Origin of the sequence: Brevibacillus sp. AG162, from assembly GCF_006715575.1 — a bacterium.
Taxonomy (GTDB): Bacteria; Bacillota; Bacilli; order Brevibacillales; family Brevibacillaceae; genus Brevibacillus; species Brevibacillus brevis.
In genome coordinates this window covers 1,000,022-1,013,870 of the sequence record NZ_VFNO01000002.1, presented here as the reverse complement: position 1 = coordinate 1,013,870, position 13,849 = coordinate 1,000,022, and the positions used below count along the sequence as shown (strand labels likewise).

General features: G+C 48.1%; 14 protein-coding genes and 11 tRNA genes. 22 read left to right on the top strand and 3 right to left on the bottom strand.

Features of this window, described 5'->3' with window-relative positions:
* Positions 1-95 precede the first annotated feature (95 nt).
* From FB479_RS09760 to FB479_RS09705, 12 genes are all read left to right on the top strand, one after another.
* Positions 96-169: transfer RNA gene (locus FB479_RS09760), tRNA-Glu, on the top strand.
* Between the two features lie 34 nt (positions 170-203).
* Positions 204-279 (top strand) — tRNA-Val (locus FB479_RS09755).
* A 75-nt stretch (positions 280-354) separates the two neighbouring features.
* Positions 355-431, top strand: a tRNA-Met gene (locus tag FB479_RS09750).
* A 5-nt stretch (positions 432-436) separates the two neighbouring features.
* Positions 437-513: transfer RNA gene (locus tag FB479_RS09745), tRNA-Asp, on the top strand.
* A 41-nt stretch (positions 514-554) separates the two neighbouring features.
* A tRNA-Phe gene (locus FB479_RS09740) sits at positions 555-627 on the top strand.
* A gap of 7 nt (positions 628-634) precedes the next feature.
* A tRNA-Trp gene (locus FB479_RS09735) sits at positions 635-708 on the top strand.
* A 27-nt stretch (positions 709-735) separates the two neighbouring features.
* Positions 736-811, top strand: a tRNA-His gene (locus FB479_RS09730).
* Positions 812-837: 26 nt separating this feature from the next.
* Positions 838-912: transfer RNA gene (locus tag FB479_RS09725), tRNA-Gln, on the top strand.
* A 7-nt stretch (positions 913-919) separates the two neighbouring features.
* Positions 920-995 (top strand) — tRNA-Gly (locus tag FB479_RS09720).
* 28 nt (positions 996-1,023) lie between these two features.
* A tRNA-Cys gene (locus FB479_RS09715) sits at positions 1,024-1,097 on the top strand.
* Between the two features lie 8 nt (positions 1,098-1,105).
* Positions 1,106-1,187 (top strand) — tRNA-Leu (locus FB479_RS09710).
* 117 nt (positions 1,188-1,304) lie between these two features.
* A complete protein-coding gene (locus FB479_RS09705; RefSeq protein ID WP_106655999.1) occupies positions 1,305-2,636 on the top strand; it encodes a purine/pyrimidine permease in 1,332 nt (443 codons plus the stop codon).
* A 15-nt stretch (positions 2,637-2,651) separates the two neighbouring features.
* Here the strand turns inward: FB479_RS09705 and FB479_RS09700 are convergent, their stop codons facing one another.
* Entirely contained in the window at positions 2,652-3,323 is a 672-nt protein-coding gene (locus tag FB479_RS09700; RefSeq protein WP_142064580.1) for a B3/B4 domain-containing protein, read from the bottom strand.
* Positions 3,324-3,438: 115 nt separating this feature from the next.
* On the opposite strand from FB479_RS09700, the gene rnhA reads away from it, so the two are divergent.
* From rnhA to FB479_RS09680, 4 genes are all read left to right on the top strand, one after another.
* Positions 3,439-3,873 (top strand): ribonuclease HI, encoded by a 435-nt coding sequence (rnhA, locus tag FB479_RS09695; RefSeq protein WP_173630755.1) that lies wholly within the window; start codon positions 3,439-3,441, stop codon positions 3,871-3,873.
* Positions 3,870-5,027: a tRNA epoxyqueuosine(34) reductase QueG gene (gene queG / locus FB479_RS09690; RefSeq protein WP_142064577.1), complete on the top strand. Its 1,158-nt coding sequence runs from the start codon at positions 3,870-3,872 to the stop codon at positions 5,025-5,027. Before rnhA ends, queG begins: the two co-directional genes overlap by 4 nt.
* A gap of 26 nt (positions 5,028-5,053) precedes the next feature.
* Positions 5,054-5,587 (top strand): methylated-DNA--[protein]-cysteine S-methyltransferase, encoded by a 534-nt coding sequence (locus FB479_RS09685; protein WP_106655996.1) that lies wholly within the window; start codon positions 5,054-5,056, stop codon positions 5,585-5,587.
* A 128-nt stretch (positions 5,588-5,715) separates the two neighbouring features.
* Entirely contained in the window at positions 5,716-6,684 is a 969-nt protein-coding gene (locus FB479_RS09680; RefSeq protein WP_106655995.1) for an amidase domain-containing protein, read from the top strand.
* Here the strand turns inward: FB479_RS09680 and FB479_RS09675 are convergent, their stop codons facing one another.
* Entirely contained in the window at positions 6,685-7,392 is a 708-nt protein-coding gene (locus FB479_RS09675) for a ferric reductase-like transmembrane domain-containing protein (protein ID WP_142064574.1), read from the bottom strand. It abuts the gene before it with no gap.
* A gap of 138 nt (positions 7,393-7,530) precedes the next feature.
* Between FB479_RS09675 and trmL the strand changes: the two genes are divergently transcribed.
* The 3 genes from trmL (at position 7,531) to FB479_RS09660 (ending at position 9,446) form a co-directional block, all read left to right on the top strand.
* Positions 7,531-8,001, top strand: a complete 471-nt coding sequence (gene trmL / locus FB479_RS09670; RefSeq protein WP_048031461.1) for a tRNA (uridine(34)/cytosine(34)/5-carboxymethylaminomethyluridine(34)-2'-O)-methyltransferase TrmL — start codon at positions 7,531-7,533, stop codon at positions 7,999-8,001.
* Between the two features lie 25 nt (positions 8,002-8,026).
* Complete coding sequence (locus FB479_RS09665; RefSeq protein ID WP_142064572.1) at positions 8,027-8,752, top strand: HAD family hydrolase; 726 nt, start codon at positions 8,027-8,029, stop codon at positions 8,750-8,752.
* Between the two features lie 145 nt (positions 8,753-8,897).
* Positions 8,898-9,446 (top strand): hypothetical protein, encoded by a 549-nt coding sequence (locus tag FB479_RS09660; protein WP_142064569.1) that lies wholly within the window; start codon positions 8,898-8,900, stop codon positions 9,444-9,446.
* Between the two features lie 238 nt (positions 9,447-9,684).
* Here FB479_RS09660 and FB479_RS09655 read toward each other — a convergent pair whose 3' ends face one another.
* Positions 9,685-9,885 carry a hypothetical protein gene (locus FB479_RS09655; RefSeq protein ID WP_088906116.1) on the bottom strand — a complete coding sequence of 67 codons (201 nt, stop codon included), beginning with the start codon at positions 9,883-9,885 and terminating at the stop codon, positions 9,685-9,687.
* Between the two features lie 356 nt (positions 9,886-10,241).
* On the opposite strand from FB479_RS09655, the gene FB479_RS09650 reads away from it, so the two are divergent.
* From FB479_RS09650 to FB479_RS09640, 3 genes are all read left to right on the top strand, one after another.
* Positions 10,242-12,140 (top strand): PrkA family serine protein kinase, encoded by a 1,899-nt coding sequence (locus tag FB479_RS09650; protein ID WP_142064566.1) that lies wholly within the window; start codon positions 10,242-10,244, stop codon positions 12,138-12,140.
* A gap of 70 nt (positions 12,141-12,210) precedes the next feature.
* A complete protein-coding gene (gene yhbH / locus FB479_RS09645) occupies positions 12,211-13,368 on the top strand; it encodes a sporulation protein YhbH (protein WP_142064562.1) in 1,158 nt (385 codons plus the stop codon).
* A gap of 84 nt (positions 13,369-13,452) precedes the next feature.
* On the top strand, positions 13,453-13,740 hold the full coding sequence (locus FB479_RS09640; RefSeq protein WP_106655951.1) for a YiaA/YiaB family inner membrane protein: 288 nt from the start codon (positions 13,453-13,455) through the stop codon (positions 13,738-13,740).
* Positions 13,741-13,849 lie beyond the last annotated feature (109 nt).

Sequence of the window (13,849 nt, the reverse complement as noted above, 5' to 3'; positions counted from 1 at the left end):
ATGGATGTCCGAGCGGCCGAAGGAGCACGATTGGAAATCGTGTAGGCGGTGTCGAACCGTCTCGTGGGTTCAAATCCCACTCCATCCGCCATCTTGGCCCGTTGGTGAAGCGGTTTAACACAGCAGCCTTTCACGCTGTCATACAGGGGTTCGAATCCCCTACGGGTCACCTAGAAAAATCCCTACATATTTGTAGGTGATTTGGAGGCTTAGCTCAGCTGGGAGAGCATCTGCCTTACAAGCAGAGGGTCGGCGGTTCGATCCCGTCAGCCTCCACCACTTATATAGGGCAAGGAAGGTCAGTTAAATGCGCTACGTCCTGTGGCAACACTGACACTCGATCGTCCTGATTATCGCGGGATGGAGCAGCTCGGTAGCTCGTCGGGCTCATAACCCGAAGGTCGCAGGTTCAAATCCTGCTCCCGCAACCAAATATGGAGCTGTGGTGAAGTTGGAGTTCACGCCGGTCTGTCACACCGGAGGTCGCGGGTTCGAGTCCCGTCAGCTCCGCCATTTCTAATCAAGTGAAATTGGCGCGTAAAGCATGGATATAAGGCTCGGTAGCTCAGTCGGTAGAGCAGAGGACTGAAAATCCTCGTGTCGGCGGTTCGATTCCGTCCCGAGCCACCTTTATAGGGGCATAGTTTAACGGTAGAACGAAGGTCTCCAAAACCTTTGGTGTGGGTTCGATTCCTACTGCCCCTGCCATTTTTTAAGACAATAGCAGTAATCATGGCGGTCGTGGCGAAGGGGTTAACGCACCGGATTGTGGCTCCGGCACTCGTGGGTTCAAGTCCCATCGATCGCCCCATAAATTCATAGTTGGGGATTACTTATTGGGGTATAGCCAAGCGGTAAGGCAACGGACTTTGACTCCGTCATTCCTAGGTTCAAATCCTAGTACCCCAGCCATTAAAATGCGGACGTAGCTCAATTGGTAGAGCGTCGCCTTGCCAAGGCGAAGGTCGAGGGTTCGAGACCCTTCGTCCGCTCCATTTCTCAAATTGTTTCACCTTTTATCATGGAGGCATAGCCAAGTGGTAAGGCACGGGTCTGCAAAACCCTCACCCCCGGTTCAAATCCGGGTGCCTCCTCCAAAATATTTGCCGGTGTGGCGGAATGGCAGACGCGCGCGACTCAAAATCGTGAGGGAAACCGTGGGGGTTCAAGTCCCTTCACCGGCACCATACATTTACAAGCTAACCCTGAATGTCAAGAACTCTTGATGATTGGGGTTTTTTTCTGCTTTGATATGCGCATAGGGAAATAGTCACTTGTGTAAGTAACAGGACGAGGTGGTTGAGGTGTTTTACAAACTGCAAGACAAGCCGCCAATGGGGATCACGACGCTGTCCGTATTACAATGGATGATCGTAACTGTTTCAAGCAGTGTGGCGGTACCACTAATGATTGGAGATATGTACGGCTTGCAGGCTGATGAAATTGGAAAGCTGATGCAGCAGACCATGTTTTACATTGGACTTGCGTCACTACTGCAAGTATGGATTGGACACCGCTATCCGATGATAGAAGGACCGGCTGGATTATGGTGGGGGATCTTTATCATTTTAGCTCAACTCGGAACGAGCATGGGTCTCCATCCACAAGAAATCGGCCAATCCTTTCAAGTGGGTATGATATTAGCAGGTCTACTCTTTTTCATTTTTGGCTTATTAGGCTGGATTGGCAAATTACAGAAGTGGTTTACGCCGCTGGTTTCTGGTACGTATATGATTTTGCTTGCTGTTTCTTTGTGTAGTAACATTCTCACGGGCATGCTCGGTATTGGTTTTCAGCATTCAAAAGAGGTACAGCCGGGTGTAGCACTTGTGTCCATAGGGATTGTAGCCCTTGTTGTGTTCATTATGCGAACGAAGCGATTCTCAAGTTTTGCCGTTTTGTTTGGCATGGTTGGGGGCTGGATCGTGTACGCACTACTTGGATGGACAGAACCAGTTCGGCCTACTGAACAAATATTTTCATGGCCTTCTATTTTCTTTTGGGGACCCCCACGCTGGGATTGGGGCGTTGTATTAACGAGTATGCTGACAGGATTCGTTTTGTTGACAAACCTCATGACGAGTTTGTCGGTCATGGGGAAAGCGACAGACACTGTGCCTACTGAAAAGCAGTACAATCGCGGTGGTATTTTTACAGGGGTATCCCATTTCCTGTCAGGCTTGAGCGGTGTGGTAGGTATGATTCCACTTTCCTTGGCAGCAGCGGTTATTCAAACGACGAAAATGGCTTCACGCCTGCCATTTGTGATAGCGATGCTGGGGATGATGCTGATTGGGCTGATTCCCACTGTTGCCCATTTTTTGGCGGCTTTGCCTACTCCAGTGGCTTATGCGGCGATGTTCATTTCCTATACGCAACTGCTTGGCTTCGGTTTGAAAGATTACGTAAATGTGAAGATGGACGAACGTACGATTATTGTTGGGGGCAGCTCGCTACTGGTCGGGATCGGAGTCATGTTCGTACCTGCTGTAGCTTGGCAGCAACTTCCTGCACTAGCCAGCTTCTTGTTCGGCAATGGCTTATTGCTCGGAGTTATTGTGTGCTTGGTCCTGGAACATATCATTTTTAGAAAAAAGGAAGAAGATAGCGTAAAGAAAGACGGCCAGGCTGCATGACGGGCCGTCTTTTTCTTAGGCGGTAACAATAGAGGAGTGAGTCAGCTCGCCACCGTTAATTTCCGTGAACATGCGACCAACTGAGCCTACGATTTCTTCTTTTTTAGATTGTTCCATTTTTTCATGGAAAAAGATGACTTGGAGGAGCGTGGTACTTTGTTCCGTCACGCATGAACGCTTGGAATCGACGATGGGACTCCCAAATGCTCCGTTACCATCAGCGAGCAGCAGTTTTCCTTCCATGTTGACTTCACGTCCATTTAATCCTTCATAGACATCTTCGGCGTGGCCGAGACGACAAGTGATATCACCCGCTAAGTGATTGAGGTCATAAATTCCAAAAGGAAGTGCGTGCAAAACCGAGAAAAAATTATTAACATCAACAGCGCTGTTAATCCAGAAAAAAGGATTTCCCTGCAGCAGTCGGCGCAGCAATGCTTCGGAGGAAGGGCGGTATCGGGACGGATCAATGCCAACCTGTTTAAAACAGGCCCTCCACTCGCGGATGCCTTCGATTTCTGTCAGGTTTGCAGTGTCGTGCTCCAGCCGCAAACTCTCCACATAATAATTAATGCGTCCCTGCAGCATTTTGGGGGAGTCGCTGACGGAAGCATTGTTGTATTGTAAAATGCCGAGAGAAAATTGCGGCAGACGCTCGGACACGGAAGGATCTAGCTGAACTTTCATCTATAGACACTCCTTACTAATCCTATTTTTGGTAGTATAACAAAAAATTTTTGTGGAAGCGACTAAGCTTCGATACAATAGAAGAGAACAGAGGAGGGAACCCCTGACGATGACGATGCGTGAGGTTGATATTTATACTGACGGAGCTTGTTCCGGCAATCCAGGACCAGGTGGCTGGGGAGCTGTACTGATGTACGGCCAACACATCAAGGAAATGTCCGGTGCCGAACCGCATACAACGAATAACAGAATGGAGCTGTTGGCGGCCATCAAGGCGCTCTCTACATTGAAGGAGCCTTGTAAGGTGACGCTGTATAGCGATAGTGCATACTTGGTTAACTGCTTCAAGCAAGGCTGGTATAAAGGCTGGCTGAAAAATGGCTGGAAAAACAGCAAAGGCCAGCAGGTGGAAAATCAAGACTTATGGAAAGAACTGCTGCAATTGATGGACACCCACAAGGTAGAGTACGTAAAAGTCAAAGGACACGCCGACAACAAATGGAACAACCGCTGCGACGAATTGGCGACAGGAGCGATTAAACAGCTGTGAACGACTTGCTGTACTGGGAGCAGACAAAGCAGTCCATCATTGACTATGCCAAGGAAATCGGAATCGATAAGATCGGGTTTGCCAGTGCCGATCCATTCACTACCTTAAAAGAACGGCTTATTGTACATCGAGAAAAGGGTTATGAATCTGGATTCGAAGAGTCTGATTTAGAAAAGAGGACGAATCCGGAACTGTTGTTGGACGGGGCACGTTCGCTGATTTCTATAGCATTGGCCTATCCATCCAAGCTCAAAAATCCACCAAAGTCAGAGACTGGTGCGTATCGGGGAATCTTATGCCGTGCAGCATGGGGAACCGATTACCATCACGTTCTGCGCGACAAGCTGGACAAGCTGACGCGATTCATTATGGAGCTGGAGCCAGGGGCTCGGATCGAATCCATGGTGGATACGGGAGCACTGTCAGATCGTGCGGTAGCCGAGCGGGCTGGGATTGGGTTTGTAGGAAAAAACTGTGCCATTATAACGCCGGAGTTCGGTTCATGGGTGTACTTGGGGGAACTTGTGACTAATCTTCCGTTGCCAAGCGACCAACCGATCGAAGAAGGCTGTGGCGACTGCAATATATGTGTAGACGCTTGTCCGACCGGAGCCTTGATTCAGGGCGGGCAGCTTGATGCACAGCGATGTGTAGCTTATTTGACACAGGTGAAAGATTTTATTCCAGATGAATTCCGGGGAAAAATCGGGAATCGGCTGTATGGTTGCGACACTTGTCAGACAGTATGTCCTAAGAACCGTCGCATCGACAACGACCATCATGCTGAATTTCAGCCCGATCCGGAGATTGCCAAGCCTTTGTTGATTCCGCTGCTTCAGATGAGCAATAAGGAGTTCAAGGAAAAGTTCGGTCAATCCTCTTCATCTTGGCGGGGTAAAAAGCCCATTCAGCGCAATGCCATACTAGCACTTGCGCATTTCAAGGATCGGACCGCTGTTCCTCATTTGGAGCGTCTTTTGTTCGAAGACCCTCGTCCAGTCATCCGCGGAACTGCTGCATGGGCGCTTGGAAAAATCGGGGGAGAGCAGGCACAAGAAGCGCTCATTACCGCAAAAGCAAAAGAGACGTCACCAGAAGTGGTGGAAGAGATAGAAAAAGGCATGAGCTTGATTTGCGCGCAGGCTGAGGCTTAGTTTGAACGAGAGAGGGAGGACGTAAAATGGCAAAGGAATTAGGCTATACCATGATGGATTCACCAATTGGACCATTGCTCCTGGCTTCTACAGAAGAAGGGCTGTGCTACATTCAGTTTGCCAATGAAGAAGACGGATTGGCGCCGCTTGTGCGCTGGTGCAAAAAAACGTTCTTAGGAATTACCCCAACGCGTAACGATGCGATCAATGAGTCTGCAAAAAAACAATTAGAAGAGTATTTTGCAGGCAAGAGAAAGACGTTTGATGTTCCAACCGTATTGTACGGCACTCCCTTTCAAAAGGATGTATGGAATGAGCTATCGAACATCCCTTATGGAGAAACTCGTTCTTACAAGGATATTGCCTTGGCGATTGGAGCGGCGAAAGCTGTTCGTGCCATTGGCGGTGCGAACAATCGGAATCCGATTCCTGTCATTATACCTTGCCATCGTGTCATTGGCTCGAATGGTGCCTTGGTCGGATACGGCGGTGGCTTATCGATTAAAAAATATTTGCTTTCCTTAGAAGAAGGGCCACTATTTGCTCATGCTTCTTCCTAATAAGCTGTCTGCTTGCTCGGACAGCTTTTCTTTTTCTTCTGAATGCTCCACGAGTGACATATTCTTCATTGAGATGAACGGTTCATGAGTCTATGTCGCAGTCTGGAGGCGGAAAGGAGGAGGGGAAAGTGGAGTGGCGTGAATTTGTTCAGCAATATTTTCAAGCAGTTCACCAGTCATCGATGGACGGAAAGTATGAGCGGCTGCTGCCTTTTTATTGCACAGGAGAGTCTGGCGTACAGGAAGAATGGGATCGACTGAACCGGGAGAAGCGGAAGATCGAGGAGCGGGGAGTCAAATTATTGGCTGTCCAAGGACAAGTAACGCCCATGTGCTGGGTAGATACCGATGCCACCATAGAAGTAACGGTTCGATGGCAAGAAAATAAAACACTGGGGATCAAGCATACCAAGTATAAAGAGGCAAACAAACGATTGTTCCAGCTCCAGTTGCTCAAAACGAATGAAAAATGGTCGATAATCGGGGCAAGGGAGTCGAATGGTGATCAAAAATTGGTGGTCGAGGAAGAGGAAGAGCCTGTCATCGTTGTGTCAGGTGTCGAGGATGCCATTAACCAACCAATGCTGATTGTGCATGGAGCGGGAGGATACAACGCTGCAAATGCAGTCGCGTATGCGGAACGCTATTGGAATACGACCAATCCCGTATATCCTCGTTTTACGGATGACTGCACGAATTTTATTTCGCAATGTTTACACGCTGGTGGAATTCCTATGCTGTTGTCGAAAGAGATGGGCAAGGGCTGGTGGATTCGCACGGGAAAAGGAGCCTCTTGGAGCTATAGCTGGACGGTAGCACATAGCTTGTATTTGCTTTTGAAATCGGGGGGACCACCTATGCGGGCGGTTATGAAAAGCTCTGCGGCCGAATTGGTCCCAGGTGATATCATTTGTTATGATTTTAACGGGGATGGGCGTTTTCAGCACAATACGATTGTGGTCGCAAAAGACGCAAATCAGATGCCGTTAGTGAATGCCCATACGACAGATAGCAGCATGCGTTATTGGGCATATGAGGATTCCACAGCCTATACGCCCAAAATGCGCTATGCCTTCTTTCATATAAGAGGGGTATAATTACCGCTTGCGAAAAAAAGCTCTTCGTATAAAAGAGATGCTTCGAACGATCCAAATCATTGCTGCGAAAACGAGCATGTCTGAAAAGGTATGCGGCTCTCCTTTAATGGATTGGATGTAAATCAAGCCATGGAACAAGACGATGACAAAAAGCCATGGATTGGCGAGATGAAGCCTTTTCCAACTGGAGCCACCCAGCCATTTTTCTGCGCGTGCAGAAGAAGTCAGCCACAGGGGTAGTAGAATGAAGAAAGCAAGCAGACCAAGATAGTTCGCAACGCCTGTGAGGGTCCAGTTGGGAGATGGCCACATGCTTGGATCAGAGGAAGCGAAAAAGAACAGACCCATCCATCCATCCGCCTTTTCAGAACGGTTTTCTTGTAGGATTATCAGGCGAGGCTCACCTTCAAAAAGGACGAGCACAAGAATGACGTGCAACAGTCCAGTTAGCCCAGCCCATATGCCGATATCTCGACGGATGGACAAGCTGACAGTCATCCAGCCAGCAGGGAGCCAGGACTGGAGTGGACCAACCAATAAGGTGCAGCCAATCAAAATAAATGAAAGATAGCCGAGAATCATACTCCATGTTTCCAGTGCAGGGAATGAAGAAAAATCAGCCCACATCCAACTGGTGCCTAACAGGATCAAACTCAGGATGCTCAAATGTGCGACAAGGCGTCGCCCAAAAGAAATGGGTGTCCCCATCTAATCGTCACTCCTTCGATAGCCAAAGTTTTCTGATTAGATGCAGCAGGCACTCCATTTGTTACAGAAGCTGGGCACGGTGGTATAATAGGACGTGTACAGGTATCAAGTTCGCAATTTACAAGGAGATTTTCAGATATGCCGTTACATATTGTTTTGCATGAGCCGCTCATTCCAGCCAACACGGGAAACATCGCCCGTTCGTGTGCAGCGACAGGAGCGCATCTGCATTTGATTCATCCGCTCGGATTTTCAACGGATGATCGTTACCTGAAGCGGGCTGGTCTCGATTATTGGCATGCGGTTAACGTTCACCATCATGAGAGCTTTGAGCACTTTGCTGCGGCACAAGGAGAAGGTGCGGGTACCTTTTACTTTGTGGAGACCTGGGGGGAAAAGTTGTATACGGACGTTTCTTTCCGGGATGGCGACTACATTATTTTGGGCAAGGAGACGACGGGCTTGCCGGAAGAGCTGACAGAAAAATATCGGGAACAGACTATTCGTATCCCGATGAGCGGTGCGACCCGTTCTGTGAACCTGTCCAATTGTGCAGCTATTGTCTTGTTTGAGGGACTTCGTCAGTTAGGTTTTCCATCGCTATCGTAAGGCATTTGGGAGGGAGAGATCCATTATGACTGTAAACACCATCCTGTTTGATTTGGACGGTACGTTATTAGAGATGCAGACAGAACCCTTTGTCAAAAGTTACTTGGTTGAAGTAGGGCGTCATGTCGGAGATAAGTACGATACCGAAAAGCTGTTGGCGCTGATTTGGGATGCGACCAAGGCAATGATCATGAACCAAGAGCCTGACAAGACGAACGAGCAAGTTTTTATCGAGCATTTTACGGAACACAGTGAGTGGGATCGGGAGGAAATATGGCCTCTGTTCGATTCGTTTTATCGCGATGTGTTTCCGACACTTTCTCACTTGACGTATCCTTCGCCATGGGCAAAGCAGATTATTGCTGCCGCCAAAGAGCAAGGATTTCGGGTTGCAGTAGCGACGAATCCTGTTTTCCCACGTGATGCGATTCACCATCGCCTCGCTTGGATCGGGATGTCCCCGGATGATTTCGAGCTGGTCACTGTCTATGAGGAATCGCATTTCACGAAGCCGAATCCTGGTTATTACAAGGAGATTTGCCAAAAGCTCGGGGTTGAACCGACAGATTGTGTCATGGTCGGGAATCACATGCAGGAGGACATGGTCGCATCCAAGCTGGGGATGAAAACGTTCCTGGTAACCAATTGGATGGAAGACCGTGGTGAGCCTCAGTATCAGGTAGATCAGCGTGGATCATTAGAAGAGCTGTTTACGGCGATTTCTGAAAAAAGCGGTGTGTTTGCGCGTTAAGAAATGAGCATGAAAGAATAGGTGAGAAGCAGGCTGTCCGTTTGAAAAAATGGTCAAGCCTGCTTTTTCACATACTTTTCCCAAAATCATCAGGTAGGCTAGATGTGTACGACCATGTTTTACATAATAAAGGAGGAAATCCTGCATGAAAAAACTTGTTTCGTCTCTGGTAATGGCTACCTTGCTGTTTAGCGGTATCTCTGGTGTGACTGCGGCGGATGCTGCGGTTACGCACTCGAAAGCGGAGAAAAAGGAAGAAAACAGAGCAAAACTGAACGCGAAGGCTGCCAAGTGGGGTGTCGAAACCACGGATAAAGCAAATAGGGAAGTAAAAGCAGCCATTCAAGAAGCAAAAGCGGCAAAGAAAGCAGAAAACGCTGAGAAAAAAGCAGCAAAAGAAGCGAAGAAGCAAGAACAACTCGCCAAGCTAAACGAAAAAGCTGTGAAGCTGGGTGTTGACACGGCAGGTAAAACGGCGAAGGAAGTAAAAGCGGCTATTAAAGAAGCAAAAGTAGCAAAAAAAGCAGAAAACGCTGAGAAAAAGGCAGCAAAAGAAGCGAAGAAGCAAGAACAGCTCCAAAACCTGAAAGAAAAGGCGGCCAAGTGGGGCGTTGACACAGCAGGCAAGAGCGCAAAAGAAATCAAGGCTGATATCGAAGCGATGAAAGCAGAAAAGAAAGAGAATAAGAAATAACAAGAAAACAAAAAAAGCAGGTTGCCACAGTAGGCAGCCTGCTTTTTTCCCTGGATGATCCTTACATGTTCCAGGTTTTGTCCTCGTTGTAGCCAGCTGTCAGAATGAAAAACAGAAAAGCTCCGAAGACCAATGCTACGATAAATGTACCCACGTTTGACAGCTCCTTTCGTAAACAAACTACTCCCATTATAGCGTAGCCTGCCCACTTTGCAAACGAATTAAAGCTGTTGCTTCCTTACGTAAGTGACAATTTTCGATGGTCATTCACAAGTTTCAAGAAGGCACTAAGCGCAATGGGCACACTCAGTATTTCTCCTGTATCAAGTTCCATTCCTGTCACTGCTTGGTAAATAAATACCGAAAGAATCACCAAGGTTGCGATGCCGGTCAAATAAAGTCCTTTTTTCACTTGAATGCGTTCTGCTTGAATATCCATGATCGTTCCTCCTGTATGTTATGCCAATCCATATTGGCTTTCCGTGTCTGCTGCTTATGATTGTATTTTACAGGGGAGTAGGGATTACAAACCATCGAATCAGCTTACAGCTACGCTCGTTAAACCTTACAATTCCGTAATCTTCCAAGCGTGAGAAAAGTAATGTGACGGATTTTTATGGGAAGATTGCTGAAACTTGTGCTGATGTCGCGCATACACATATGTAAAGGCTGTAAGAGCCTGTTGGCAACCGGAGAAAACGGCTTGCACGTGAATGCGTGACCGCAGGCGGACATATACATGAGAGTACATTGTCGTTGGGAAGAGAGAGGGCTTAAGAGGGAGGAGTGTCGAACATGGACATTTTAAAACGGATCGCTGAGCACCGGGCCCGCGAAGAAAACCTGATGTGGAGAGGAACATTCGCCGAATATTTGGAACTAGTACGTAAAAATCCGCAAATTGCCCAAACGGCGCATTCACGCGTATACAACATGATTAAAAGCGCGGGAGTTGAAGAGAACGAGGACGGCTCACGTTCGTATCAATTTTTCAGTCGAGAAATCTTTGGATTGGATCGTTCTGTTGAGCGCCTAGTGGAGGAATATTTCCACTCGGCTGCGCGTCGTCTGGATGTCCGCAAACGCATCTTGCTCTTGATGGGACCTGTCAGTGGCGGTAAGTCTACGCTCGTGACGATGCTCAAGCGAGGACTGGAAGAGTATTCACGGACGGAAGCCGGAGCGATCTATGCTCTTGATGGTTGCCCCATGCACGAAGAACCGCTCCATCTCATCCCTCACGAGCTACGTCCAGAGGTGGAAGAAGAGCTGGGAATCAAGATTGAAGGAGAATTGACGCCCTATAACCGGATGAGGTTGGAGACTGAATACGGAGGGTGCATCGAGGATTTCCCTGTTCGTCGGATTTTGTTTTCCGAAGCCAACCGTGTCGGGATCGGTACATTTAGCCCTTCCGATCCGAAGTCACAGGATATTGCCGATTTGACGGGGAGCATTGACTTCTCGACGATTACGAAGTACGGCTCTGAGTCCGACCCTCGTGCGTATCGCTTTGATGGTGAGCTGAACAAAGCCAATCGTGGATTGATGGAGTTTCAGGAAATGTTGAAATGCGACGAGAAATTTTTGTGGCATCTCCTGTCGCTGACACAGGAAGGAAACTTCAAGGCAGGTCGTTTTGCCCTTATTTCTGCAGATGAGCTGATTGTTGCGCATACAAACGAATCGGAGTACAAGGCTTTTATTGCGAATAAGAAAAATGAGGCACTTCAATCTCGGATTATCGTCATGCCGATGCCGTATAATCTGCGTGTCAGTGATGAAGAAAAAATATATGCGAAATTAATCAAGCAATCTGACTTGGGGCATGTGCATATTGCACCGCATGCGCTCCGTTCAGCAGCAGTCTTTTCCATTATGACCCGCCTGAAAGAATCGAAAAAACAAGGGGCCGATCTGTTGAAAAAGATGCGGCTGTATGACGGTGAATCGGTGGAAGGCTTCAAGGGAGCCGATCTGGAAGAGCTGCGTAACGAGCATTCCGATGAAGGAATGTCCGGTATTGATCCGCGTTATGTCATCAACCGTATCTCTAGTGCACTGATCCGCCGCGACACCGAGTGCATCAATGCCCTTGATATTCTTCGGGCGCTAAAAGAAGGCTTTGACCAGCATCCATCCATCACCAAGGAGCAGCGGGAGAGGTATATGAACTTCATCTCTATCGCGCGCAAGGAATACGACGAGCTGGCGAAAAAAGAAGTGCAGAAGGCGTTTGTCTACAGCTACGAAGAGTCGGCAAAAACGCTTATGGATAACTATTTGGACAATGTGGAAGCTTATTGCAACATGAATAAAATCCGTGACCCCGTTACAGGTGAGGAGATGGATCCAGATGAGCGCCTGATGCGTTCCATCGAGGAGCAAATCGGTATCTCGGAAAATGCCAAGCGGGCCTTCCGTGAAGAAATTCTCATCCGTATCTCGGCCTATGCGCGTAAAGGGAAGCGTTTTGACTACAGCACCCATGATCGTCTACGGGAAGCTATCGAGAAGAAGCTGTTTGCTGATCTGAAGGATGTCGTCAAGATTACGACCTCGAACAAAACACCAGATGAGCATCAGCTCAAGAAAATTAATGAGGTCACCAAGCGCCTTATCGAAGAGCATCAATATTGCCCGGTTTGCGCAAATGAGCTGCTGCGCTACGTGGGAAGCCTGTTGAACAGATGACAGAACGTTGGCGACATGAGGAGCACGTCATATTCGGCGCAGATTGCGCCAGTTGCTAGGAGGAGACGGCATGAAAGATGAATCATCGTTCATTGTCTCCCGGGAAGACTGGTCGCTGCACCGCAAAGGGTACCAGGACCAAAATCGACACCAGGAAAAAGTGAAAGAAGCGATCAAAAAAAATCTGCCCGATCTCGTCAGCGAAGAAAACATCATCATGTCGAATGGTCGGGAAGTCATTAAGATCCCTATTCGCTCCCTGGATGAATACCGATTGCGTTTTAACTTCCAAAAGGGAAAACATGGCGGTCAAGGTAAAGGAAACAGTAAAGTTGGCGATGTCATAGCCCGTGACGGCGATCCGGCGCAAGGGCCTGGAAAGGGTCAGGGAGCGGGCGACCAGCCAGGTGTAGACTACTACGAGGCTGAAATCAGCGTAGAAGAATTGCAGGAGATGCTTTTCGCCGAGCTGGAGCTGCCGAACCTTCAGCAAAAAGACGAGGAACAAATCGTCGTGGAAGAGACTCGGTTCAATGATGTCAGGAAAAAAGGCTTGATGGGCAACATTGATAAAAAACGTACGCTGATCGCGGCCATCCGCCGAAATGCGCTGGCAGGCTACAGTGATATGGAGCTGGGGATCACCGATGATGACCTGCGCTTCAAGACGTGGGAAGAGATCATCAAGCCTCATTCCAATGCTGTCATTATTGCAATGATGGATACATCAGGAAGTATGGGCGTGTTTGAAAAGTATATCGCCCGCAGTTTTTTCTTCTGGATGGTACGTTTTCTGCGCACCAAGTACGAAAAAGTCGAGATCGTCTTTATTGCCCATCATACAGATGCGAAGGAAGTGACGGAGGACACCTTTTTCTCGAAAGGGGAAAGCGGGGGGACGATCTGCTCCTCTGCCTACAAAAAAGCGTTGGAGATCATCGATAGCCGCTACCCGTCATCGCAGTACAACATTTACCCGTTCCATTTTTCCGATGGCGACAACCTCACGTCTGATAATGAGCGTTGCGTAAAGCTGGTGAAGGAGCTCATGGAGAGATGCAATATGTTCGGCTATGGTGAAGTGAATCAGTATAATCGCCATTCCACCCTCATGTCAGCGTATCGCCACATCAAAGAGCCGAAATTCATGCATTGTGTCATTCGGGAAAAGGGCGAGGTATACAAGGCGTTGCGTACGTTCTTTGGCAAGAAAGAAGCTGTGAAGTAATCTCTAGAGGCAACCGGGCGAGAAATCGTCCGGTTGACTTATATTTAGCATGAGTCACATGAACAAAATGTGAGGGGTGTTACTATGTATCCACAAAAGCATCGGATGCGCAACACGGGAGCCTTCACTTTCTTGGCGTACTTTACATTGGGCGCAGGTGTACTGCTATTTTCCATCGGTTTATACAATGCAACAGGTCTTCAGCTCCACGAAAAGGGGTATTATATCGCATGTATGCTTCTGGTAGCAGTTGGATCGATTTTGACGCAAAAAGTAGTGAGAGATAATGCAGAGGATCGAGCGATTATTGAGGAGCAGGAAAGAGAATTTAACTTGAAGGTATCGAAAGCGGAGAAAGATACGCCGAAATAGCCCTTATCAGGATGTTCCTATCGGATATCCAGGTCGCGTAGTCTTTCAGACGAGCGAAGGATAAGCTTTGATACAGAGGAACATCATTTAGTGTCAGCAGCACGCGAAC